This window comes from Enterobacter sp. 120016 (assembly GCF_018383635.1).
Classification (GTDB): domain Bacteria; phylum Pseudomonadota; class Gammaproteobacteria; order Enterobacterales; family Enterobacteriaceae; genus Enterobacter; species Enterobacter asburiae_D.
Genome location: NZ_JAHAWC010000037.1, coordinates 1 through 1,545 on the forward strand (window position 1 = coordinate 1; position 1,545 = coordinate 1,545).

The 1,545-nt window shown below is 59.7% G+C and carries 1 protein-coding gene; it reads right to left on the bottom strand.

Annotated features, from left to right (window positions below):
* Positions 1–103: 103 nt before the first annotated feature.
* Positions 104–1,545: ShlB/FhaC/HecB family hemolysin secretion/activation protein (locus KIF87_RS22975; RefSeq protein WP_213330838.1), on the bottom strand; the 1,442-nt coding region annotated here is incomplete at its 5' end.

The window sequence follows — 1,545 nt, forward strand, 5'->3', positions numbered from 1 at the left end:
GGTGCCATCGGCTGCCAGACCATCAGGCCGCAGACAATCCAGCTAATCAGACGCTGCGAGAAACGAACGGGTGGGTGACGGGTATCCATAGTCGTAGAGTCTCTTAAAGCATGAAGGCAATGCGCCAGTTAACGCTCACATGATCCGGGCCGAGCCAGTCGGGGTAGTGCAACGGCGTACCGACCGAAATCTGGCTGCTGTACCAGCGCCCTGCGCTGCTCAGCCCCACCGAGCCTCCCCACAACGTGCCGGAGGCAAAGCGGTCCTGCCTGTCTTTTTCCAGCCAGCCGCCGTCAACGGCGACCGTTGCGCTCACCGCGCCAATCACCGGGAGGGTGAAGAGGGAATACCCCAGCTCGTTACGCCAGTAGCCGCCGTTATCCCCGGACAGGTACTGTTCTTTAAAACCGCGCACGGAGCTTTCGCCGCCGAGCGTCAGGCGCTCGGCGCCGTACAGCCGGTCGGGCGACCACTGGCCGTAGGCGCTGGTCAGCCACCACGCGTTGCGGGCAACAGGACGCTGGAAGCTGGCGTTCAGGCTCCATTTACGGAACTCTGCCCGCGGCATATCCCCGGATTTATTTTCGTCGGTTTCGGCATTGAACCACGGCATGCCGTGGCTCCAGGTCGGGTTGAAGGTCGCCACGCCGCCCAGCATTTTTTGCGTGTGGGTAATTCCCAGGACCAGGCTGGAGAGGTTGCGCGTGCTGCTCTGCAGCGGCGCGTCGTTGAGCCAGTTGCGGCTGGAGCGCTGAACCACGCCTGCCGCGATGCCGGTTTTGACATCCCCGTTGCGGAAAAACACCCATGACGCGTTGAGGCGGTGGGTTCTGGTATCGCCCGTGGAGAGCCAGTTGAATCCCTGGTTACTGATGGTGGTCCGGTAGTTACTCCAGGCGTAGCTGTAGTCCAGCAGGCCGTAGCCAAACGGCACGCTGACGCCCGCCTGGAAATTCTGCGCATCGTACGCGCTGGCAAAATCACTGCTGCGCCCGCCGCTGACAAACCATTTATCCGCCAGCCCCAGCATATTATTGGCGGTGAGCACGCCGTTAAGCTGGTTTTCACCGGTGCTCTTCTGCCCGCTATTATCCAGGCTTACGGATGCACTTAACGGAAATTCCGGTTTAGCCGTGAGATTAACGATGGAATATCCGGCCTGCGTTCCCGGAAGAATTTCAATCTGAACCGGTTCGGCGCGCAAACGGTTAATTTGCTCCATACCCTGTTCGATGTCGCGTAAATTAAGGATGCCGCCCACCCGTCCCGGAAACGCCATTTTCAGCATTCGCGGCGTTTCGCCTTCCAGACGGATCGCTTCCAGCCGCCCTTCCAGCACAACAATATTCAGCCGACCGCCGGAGAGATCCTGCTCGGTGAGAAAGGCGCGGCTGGTGATATATCCGCGGCTGATATACCAGTCAGAAATATGGGCGAGAAGTTCCGTTATTTTCGCCATATCCAGACACCGGCCCTGCCACGGCGCAACAAGGGCCTGACGGGTTTTCGGGGGGATTAAGGTCGCGCCGGAAAGGGTAATGGTAT